Annotated in this window: 8 protein-coding genes; 5 read left to right on the top strand and 3 right to left on the bottom strand. The window is 50.9% G+C overall.

The annotated features are described in order from the left end of the window. The coding region (locus AACZ40_RS26595) for an AarF/UbiB family protein (protein WP_339676586.1) at nucleotides 1-1,197 on the top strand (1,197 nt) is incomplete at its 5' end. 7 nt (nucleotides 1,198-1,204) lie between these two features. Here the strand turns inward: AACZ40_RS26595 and AACZ40_RS26590 are convergent. After that, the gene (locus tag AACZ40_RS26590; RefSeq protein WP_291169664.1) at nucleotides 1,205-2,269 is read right to left on the bottom strand and encodes a protein arginine kinase; all 1,065 of its coding nucleotides are present in this window, start codon (nucleotides 2,267-2,269) and stop codon (nucleotides 1,205-1,207) included. A gap of 446 nt (nucleotides 2,270-2,715) precedes the next feature. Here AACZ40_RS26590 and trpE point away from each other — a divergent pair, with 446 nt between their 5' ends. The 4 genes from trpE (at nucleotide 2,716) to AACZ40_RS26570 (ending at nucleotide 7,305) form a co-directional block, all read left to right on the top strand. Beyond that, complete coding sequence (gene trpE, locus AACZ40_RS26585; RefSeq protein ID WP_291169667.1) at nucleotides 2,716-4,224, top strand: anthranilate synthase component I; 1,509 nt, start codon at nucleotides 2,716-2,718, stop codon at nucleotides 4,222-4,224. Between the two features lie 131 nt (nucleotides 4,225-4,355). Then, nucleotides 4,356-6,041 carry an Nramp family divalent metal transporter gene (locus AACZ40_RS26580; RefSeq protein ID WP_291169670.1) on the top strand — a complete coding sequence of 562 codons (1,686 nt, stop codon included), beginning with the start codon at nucleotides 4,356-4,358 and terminating at the stop codon, nucleotides 6,039-6,041. A gap of 81 nt (nucleotides 6,042-6,122) precedes the next feature. Continuing rightward, a complete protein-coding gene (locus tag AACZ40_RS26575; RefSeq protein ID WP_291169673.1) occupies nucleotides 6,123-6,470 on the top strand; it encodes a histidine triad nucleotide-binding protein in 348 nt (115 codons plus the stop codon). Between the two features lie 139 nt (nucleotides 6,471-6,609). Further along, nucleotides 6,610-7,305 carry a hypothetical protein gene (locus tag AACZ40_RS26570; RefSeq protein ID WP_291169675.1) on the top strand — a complete coding sequence of 232 codons (696 nt, stop codon included), beginning with the start codon at nucleotides 6,610-6,612 and terminating at the stop codon, nucleotides 7,303-7,305. A 3-nt stretch (nucleotides 7,306-7,308) separates the two neighbouring features. Here the strand turns inward: AACZ40_RS26570 and AACZ40_RS26565 are convergent, their stop codons facing one another. After that, entirely contained in the window at nucleotides 7,309-7,608 is a 300-nt protein-coding gene (locus AACZ40_RS26565; RefSeq protein WP_291169677.1) for a hypothetical protein, read from the bottom strand. A gap of 398 nt (nucleotides 7,609-8,006) precedes the next feature. Beyond that, nucleotides 8,007-8,638 (bottom strand): biotin/lipoyl-containing protein (locus tag AACZ40_RS26560; protein ID WP_339676583.1); only part of this gene is annotated, 632 nt, incomplete at its 5' end.

The following is an 8,638-nucleotide window of genomic DNA, read 5'->3' as shown; positions in this document are numbered from 1 at the left end:
AAAATCAAACGTCCCGACATTGATCGAGTGATTGAGCAGGATCTCAGCCTGATGTATGAACTGGCAACGATGATCGAACGCCATTTTCCCGATGCGGAAGTGTTTGATCCTACCGGGCTGGTCAATCAGTTTTCCCGCACGATTCATCGCGAATTACAGTTTTCCCGCGAAGCCCGTTCTACCGATGAATTTTGTCGACTGTTTCAGGATGATGCCACGCTGTATGTCCCCAAAATTTACCGGGAGATGACGCAGGGGGATGTGATCACTATGGAATTCATCGATGGTTATAAAATTGATGATGACAGGGAACTCAAAAATCTGCCGATCAGCGCGCATGAAGTGGCGGCGAACGGAGCCCGTATTTTCATGAAAATGACTTTCGAATTCGGCATCTTTCATGCGGACCCTCATCCAGGCAATTTTCGAGTGATGCCGGATGGCTCTCTGTGTCTGTTGGATTATGGAATGATCGGAATCCTGGAAGAAGAACGTCGTGATATGCTCGTCGATCTCTTTCTGAATGTCGCCAGAAAAGACACGGCGAAACTGGTGGAAGTCGTTTTGAAAATTGGCAAAGCGAAACGGACCGTCGACCATCAGCTCTTACGGGCGGACCTCCGCGATTTTATCGGCAACTACTATGGCGTGCCCATGGACGAGATCAGTGTCGGCAAGATGCTGACGGATTTTATCAATATACTGGCGATCCACCGGATCCGTTGTCCCGTGGACATCATGCTGCTGATTCGCGCCTTAATCACCCTGGAAGGCATTGCCACACGTATTGCCCCGGAACTGAATATCGCACAGGAGATGGAACCTTATATCTATAAGCTTTCCTCGGAACGTTATCATCCCAAGGCGATTGTCAGCCGGATCTGGTCAGAAACATGCAGTCTGTCGAAAGTCATGCATGAACTTCCCGAGCAGATTGGCCGCACGCTGGGGAAACTGAGTGAAGACGAACTTAAGGTACATCTTGAACATAAAGGCTTCGATCACCTGACGACAGAAATGGATCGCTCCGGTAACCGGCTGGCGATCGGCATGGTCATGTCTTCTCTGATTTTAGCCTCTGCCATTACGATCTCTTTGGATTCGAATCTGATCTTTGTCAGCATTCCCATCTTCATGATGTCGAGTCTGCTGGGGATCTGGCTGATCTATGGCGTCTTTCGCAGCGGCCGACTGTAGCCGGATTTCAATTTGAAGTATTGGAGTCGCTGATGCGTTGTCTCAGGTAGTTGGCCCGGGCCGCGTTCCGCTCTCCCGATGCCAGTGCGCCGCCATGCAGCTTCTGCAAATGCGCCGGTTGCGTGAAAATGAACATTTCATTGACTGCTGAAATCGGCAGCCCTTCAATCAGTCCCAGATTGACACCCATGCGCACGCTGGAGAGCAGGTGCATGGTCTCCTCCGAACTGATGGTCTGGGCGGTGCTTAAAATTCCATAAGCCCGTGAAACCTGGTCGTGGAGCCCCTGGCGGTTCTCCTTGATCAGGGAAGTTCTCACCCGCCGTTCGTACGAAATGATATTGGGAACCACTTCCTTGATGCTGTCGATTAACTGGTGTTCGGTCTGTCCCAGGGTTACCTGATTCGAAATCTGGTAGAAGTCACCCATGGCCTGACTGCCTTCCCCGTATAATCCCCGGACGGCCAGATTAATCTTCTGCAGTGCCTGGAAGACCTTCTGGATTTCTTTGGTGATGACCAGTGCCGGCAGATGCAACATCACACTGACCCGAATCCCGGTTCCCACGTTCGTCGGGCAGGCTGTCAGGTAGCCGAACTCTTCACTGAAGGCATAGGTCACTTCCTGTTCCAGCAGGTCATCGATCTGGTTAATCGTATCCCAGCATTCATTCAGAGAAAAACCGCTACGGAGTACCTGCAGGCGGAGATGGTCTTCCTCGTTGACCATGATTCCAATATTTTCTTCACTGTCCAGTCCGACACCGCGGGGTCCGGATCGTTCCGAATGCTCACGGCTGATCAGTTGACGTTCCACGACAAACTGACGGTCCAGAGTGCCCAGGCTGTTTACATCCAGATAGGATAGTTTTACATCCATGGGGAGCGAGGTAATAATCGGACGCATCAGCTGTTCGATTTCACCCAGAGTTGATTCCGTACAGCGATTGATAAAGGGGAACTGTGCGAGGTTCCGGGCCAGACGGATCCTGCTGGACATCACGATATCGGAGTCCGGGCCGATTCCTCTCAGCCATTCACCACTTGTGCGAGTGAACGCGTCCAAATTCACCCTATTCTCCTTTGATAGTATTCAAAACCGCTCAGATCCCTGGGGTGGGGATCTGGTCTCGGGCGTTAGTATAACTCACGTGACTTTCTTTCCCAAAGGGTGTAGACTCAGGGAACAAATAACATACTCATTCATTACGTGAAAACAAAGCCTAATCCACTTTGATCTAAATGAAAGATCAGTAAGACCGGCGATATGCTTACATTTTATGCGATGAGTGTCATGAATACCATTCCTCTCAAGCGATTCCGAAACTGAAAATCTCGAAACAAGCTGTAAGGAGCCTGTTTTCCGGTTCAACCAGCCAGACTTTTTGGAGTTTTTTGAGAACTGGAGCCATGGGCAGCTTGTCTCTCCGAAAGGAAATGTTCATAAGAGAGTCGACTCTGAGTTTTAGAGAATCCGGGATGCCCGCTCATCCACTGACACTGCAATTAAGATAGTCCATGAAATACGTTCCCGATTTTGAAACATTTAAATCACTTTCCGGACAGGCGAACCTGGTCCCCGTTTATCGAAAGTTGACCGGGGATACCCTGACGCCGGTCAGTGCCTATCAATTGCTGGAAAAAGGCCCCTACTCCTTTCTGTTTGAAAGCGTGGTCGGTGGCGAGCAGATCAGCCGTTACAGCTTTCTGGGAGCGAATCCGTTTTTAACCGTCGATGCCTACGAGCAGCGGATGGTCATCCAGCGGCAGGGGCAGACGGAAGAACGGACAGTCGCGGACCCGCTGGAGGAACTGGAACGGGTGCTTGACCAATATCAGGCGGCAGAGCTTCCCGGCCTTCCCCGTTTTTGCGGAGGCGCGGTGGGATATGCCGGTTACGATGTCGTCCGCTATTCGGAACATTTACCCAACGCTCCGGAAAATGATCGTCAACTGCCTGATCTTTCCTTTGCCTTGTACGACCACATGGTCGTTTTTGACCAGATCAATAAAACGGTGCTGGTTGTCGCTCATGCGCACCTCGACCCCGATCTGAAAGAAGCAGAGCTGAAAGCCGCCTATCAAAGTGCCTGTGATAAAATCGACCGGACCTGTCAGCGGTTTCAGGATGGTAATCCTGCTGCATTAAAAATGGCAGATATCAACGTTGATGCTCACGCCGAACCGGATCTGAACTGGACTTCAAATTTCACACAGCAGAAATTCGAATCAGCCGTCGATGCCTGCAAGGAATACATTGTTGCCGGCGATATTTTTCAGGTGGTCTTAAGCCAGCGACTCAAGCTGGAAACTACGGCGACGCCTCTCGATATCTATCGCAGCCTGCGCGTGGTTAACCCCAGTCCATTTATGTTTCTGTTGAAAACGCCTGAAGTGGATCTGGTGGGCAGTTCACCCGAAATCATGGTGCGGGTGGAAGATCGTCTTACGACAATTCGTCCCCTCGCCGGCACACGCAAACGCGGAAAAACCGAAGCTGAAGACAAGCGTCTGGCAGAAGAACTGCTGGCGGACCCCAAGGAACGGGCTGAGCATGTGATGTTGATCGACCTGGCTCGCAATGATGTGGGCCGCGTTTGTGAATTCGGATCGGTCGAACTGTCTGATGTGATGGTGGTGGAACGCTACAGCCATGTCATGCATATTACCTCGAATGTTACTGGTACTTTAACCTCAGAACGTTCTGCCCTGGATGCACTCCGGGCGGGACTGCCTGCAGGAACCGTTTCCGGCGCCCCCAAAGTCAGGGCAATGGAAATCATTGATGAATTTGAACCACATCGCCGCGGCCCTTACGCAGGAGCTGTCGGCTATCTCGATTTTACCGGGAATATGGATACGTGTATTGCTCTGCGCACACTGGTTATGCAGGGATCTACGGCCTACGTTCAGGCCGGCGCCGGGATCGTTGCTGACAGTGTACCGGAAACGGAATATCATGAGACACTTAACAAGGCAAAGGGCTTGCTCAAAGCAATAGAGGTCGCAGAAAAACAACTCAAGTAACAGGGCAGGCATGCCTCGATGAGATCGAGATGTGCCAACTGATTTTGAGTGATCACTGTGAGGATTCTTACGGCTCTGAGTAATGTTTCGACAGCCCCCTTTGTCGAAGACAAAGATGAAACAGGAGTACGATGGAATCTCAACAGGAGAATAACGCGCTCGATCCTTCCGTTGATTCGACTCTCGAAGAATCAATCAAAGCTCCCACCGATTTCTGGGGAATCGTGAAACGACTGGGACCGGGGCTCATCGTGGCCGGCAGTATTGTCGGGTCCGGAGAACTGATTGCCACGACCAAGACCGGTGCCCAGGCGGGTATCGCGCTGCTGTGGCTGATCATCGTCGGGTGTCTGATCAAGGTATTCGTCCAGATCGAACTCGGCCGCTATTCCATCTCGCAAGGTGAAACCACGCTGGCTGCCCTGAATCATGTGCCCGGGCCACGACTCGGATTTCTGAATTCCGGCAGACAGAAAACTCCCAACTGGATCCTCTGGTTCTGGCTGGTAATGAGTATCTGCACCATCGGGCAACTCGGCGGAATTGTCGGGGGCGTCGGGCAGGCACTGGCTTTGACGCTGCCCATCAAAGGCGATTATCTCCAGGCCATTCAATATCCTGCCGAAAAAGAATTCGTACATTACCTGGAACTGGAAGAAGCTTTGAAAAATCAGGAACAGGCGCTGTCAGATTTATCACCTGCCGAACGCGAGCGATATCTGCGCGGGCATGACAAAATGAAACAGCGCATCGAACGTCTCGAGGCAGCCGGACAGGTGATTCTTGAAAAAATACGAAACGAGGAATCGCTGCTGGATCAGAATGGTAATTCAATCCTCGAACCGCAGACCTGGGACGACAAGATCTGGGCCAGTGTGATCGCGGTATTCACAGCCTTTTTATTGTATTACGGCCGGTATAACCTGATTGAGCATCTGTCGACGGTCCTGGTGGTCTCGTTTACATTCATTACGATCGGCAATGTAATTTCCCTGCAGACATCCGAGATCTGGAGTATCTCGACAGAGGAAATCATCCGCGGACTTTCGTTTGGTGTGCCGGAAGTGACCGGCGGTATGAATCCGCTGCTGACCGCACTGGCGGCATTCGGGATTATTGGCGTCGGCGCGACAGAACTGATTGCTTATCCTTACTGGTGCCTGGAGAAAGGCTACGCCCGTTTTACCGGCCCGCATTCTGAAGACGAGGCCTGGGCTGAGAGAGCCAAAGGCTGGATGCGTGTGATGAAAATCGACGCGTTTGCTTCGATGTGCATTTATACTTTTGCGACCCTCGCCTTTTATCTGATGGGGGTCGCGGTACTGCATAAGGAAGGCCTCGACCCGGACGGCATGCGGATGGTGAGTACGCTGGCAGAAGCCTATGTCCCTGTCTTCGGTGCGTTCGCCAAGTGGCTGTTTCTGGCAGGGGCAATCGCCGTATTGTATTCGACGTTCCTCGTGGCGAATGCCGCCAATGCACGCATCTTCTCCGACGGCCTGCGATTTTTCGGCATCGTGGATGAAAGCAAGCCTCATGCGGTGCAGAACTGGATCAAGATCATGTCACTGATCCTGCCTCTGTTGTGTCTCGCCGTATTCCTGACGGGGGCAAATCCGGTTCGACTGGTTTTGATCGCGGGGACCATGCAGGCCATCATGTTACCGATGCTGGGAGTGGCTGCCATCTATTTACGCTACACGAGAATTGATGCCCGTCTGACTCCCGGCCGGTTGTGGGATCTGATGTTGTTTGTTTCCTGTCTGGGGTTATTGCTGGCAGGAGGCTATGGTGTTTACAAGCAGCTGTTTACCTGAGATGCTGGACACAATCTATTTTCCGTTTTCAAACGGTAATTTAAAAATAGTAGCGAATGAAATGTAAAGGAGGCAGGTTAGATGTCAGGTGAGAAAACGATTTTCAAGAAAATCATTGATGGGGAAATCCCGGCAGACATTATCTATGAAGATGATTTATGCCTGGCTTTCAACGATGTGAATCCACAGGCCCCCGTACATGTACTGGTCATTCCGAAGCAGGAAATCCCATCCATGGCACACCTGCAGGATTCGGATCAGGCACTGGCGGGGCACTTGTTGTTGACGGTCGGAAAACTGGCGAAACAGCTAGGACTGGATTCCGGATATCGTACAATCGTTAATACCGGTAAAGAAGGAGGTCAGTCTGTCGATCATCTGCACCTGCATCTGCTGGGAGGGCGTTCGCTGCACTGGCCACCCGGTTAAGGAGTCACCCGGATCATGATCTGCAAAATCTGCCTCTGTGGACAGGGGAACTCCGGAATCTGATTGTCAGCAGTAGCGGCCATACGTCATAATAATAAATGCATACACGTCTAAAAGAATTGAATAGAGGAATCGAATCGTGAATATTTTCAGAGCTGACTGGCATGTTCAATTACTGTTTCTGGGAAGTGCTCTGGCCGTTCTACTGATGTCTGAACCGGTGGCGGCACAGAGCGCCAAAAAGACGAACGTCAAGCAACTCAATGTGCAGGCAGACAAACTGCGGGATTCTTTCATCAGAGAGTCTGCAGAAATTGCCCGGAAATATTCTGAAGCAGGCGACTATGAAAAATCCCGCGAGATGCTGGAAGTGATTCAGAGCATTCAGAAAGATGTTCCCGGCGTGAAAGCCATGATAACCCAGCTCAACGAAAAACTGATGAGTTCCAATTCTTCAGATTTCGACATTGATGTCGCACGCAACTGGAGCGTACCGGCAGGGTTGGTCGCGAAGGATAAGATGGTTCGGATTCAGGCGATGGGGGCCTATGATTTTGTGATCGACGTGAAATCCACCGTCGAAGGCTTGCCACATACGACCGCCATGAAAGAACTGGCAGACGGAATTCCCACCGGGGCACTGATGGGCATGGTCATCTCGCAGGAGAAAGGAAAACCGAAGATGGGTAAACCGTTTCTGATTGGTGAGAAAGCCGAGTATACGCCCAAAGAAGATGGCGTCTTAATGATTGGATTGAATCTCCCCGCCGGACATAAATCGACGGGTAAGATAAAAGTCCGCATCAGCGGTTATATCAATCGTGGATCCAAGTAAGAGTCAATTAGCCTGTTTCTTCTGATTGCGGCGCGCATCCATTTCTGCCCGGATTTCACGTCGCAGCAACTCGGTCATCTGACTGCGTTCCTGCAGGATGGGTGCAGTCTGGGAAATCACGCGGCGCATGTCGTTGATGATGCCACTTTCCAGTTCTTCGGTGGTGATCCCGTCGCAGGCATTCACACAGGCAACCACTCGACGAACTAACTCCTGGTTCTCAGGAGTGTCTTCACCTAGAAGCTCTCCCTCACTGGATATCACAAAATGAGGGGGTTGAATGGATTGACGCGCTCCAGTCATTCGCCGAGTTCTCCGGTTTCTTAAAGAGACAGAGTCGAATCGTTCTGCCCATTTATTCTGATTGAGTGATTGAATTGAACTCAAAGCATTAAGAAATATTAATACCTGATATCTAAACTATCGGCGAAAATTCAGGCAGCGGTTGAATTTCTCTAATGCATCAGAGCAAATTGAAACCTGTTTTTGTATAAAACGATCCTGTTAAAATAATGTTGGTGCAATTAGGCAAAATGGGATAGGTTTTACAGGCATTGGCTCACACCTGTTTCTGTTGGTGAGGATGTGATTGATACACTGCAGCAGGGGAGGTGAATACCTTGTCGATATCGGAACATCCGTGAATCAGGTCCGAGAAAACCTGACTCACGGAATGCATGTGGATCAGTTCAACCGAGTGGCTATTCCAGTACGATCAGCAGGTCACCCGATTCCACCTGGATGCCCGGTTCGGCTAGAACTTCTTTGACCACACCATCCTGTTCGGAGATCACACTCGTCTGCATTTTCATTGCTTCCAGCATCAGCAATTGATCGCCGGCTTTTACCTTGCTGCCGACCTTGACGGCCAGCGAGACGATCACGCCGGGCATGACGGCACCGATTTGCTTGGGATCTGACGAATCAGCTTTGCGTCGCGCGCTATCCTGTGGCTTCAATGATTTGTCCACGATCACCACTTCCCGAGGCTGACCGTTCAGCTCAAAAAAGACCGTGCGACAACCATCTGTCTGTGGCTTTCCGACGGCCAGGAACTTGATGATCAAGGTCTTTCCGGGAGCAATCTCAACAGCGATTTCTTCTTCCGGTTCCAGACCATTGAAGAATGCATACGTCGGCAGACCACTTGTATCGAAATAGGCTTTCTGATGTGCGGCAAAATCTTCGAAGACTTTGGGATACAACAGGTACGAAACCACTTCCTGGTCGGTAGGCGTGCGATTAATCATCTTCTGAACTGTCTTCGCAGCATCTTCGAAGTCGGCGGGAGGCAGAATACTGCCCGGTCGTTCGGTAAGTGGTTCTTCTCCCC

Source organism: uncultured Gimesia sp., assembly GCF_963972345.1.
In the GTDB taxonomy this organism is placed as follows: domain Bacteria; phylum Planctomycetota; class Planctomycetia; order Planctomycetales; family Planctomycetaceae; genus Gimesia.
The sequence above is the reverse complement of the archived record's forward strand: the minus strand, read 5'-3'. Positions and strand labels throughout refer to the sequence as shown.

Bases quoted from the DNA above. Each gene is read 5' to 3' on its own strand.
- AACZ40_RS26565 (WP_291169677.1), bottom strand. From the start codon at position 7,608: ATGACTGGAGCGCGTCAATCCATTCAACCCCCTCATTTTGTGATATCC.
- AACZ40_RS26580 (WP_291169670.1), top strand. From the start codon at position 4,356: ATGGAATCTCAACAGGAGAATAACGCGCTCGATCCTTCCGTTGATTCG.
- AACZ40_RS26575 (WP_291169673.1), top strand. From the start codon at position 6,123: ATGTCAGGTGAGAAAACGATTTTCAAGAAAATCATTGATGGGGAAATC.
- trpE (WP_291169667.1), top strand. From the start codon at position 2,716: ATGAAATACGTTCCCGATTTTGAAACATTTAAATCACTTTCCGGACAG.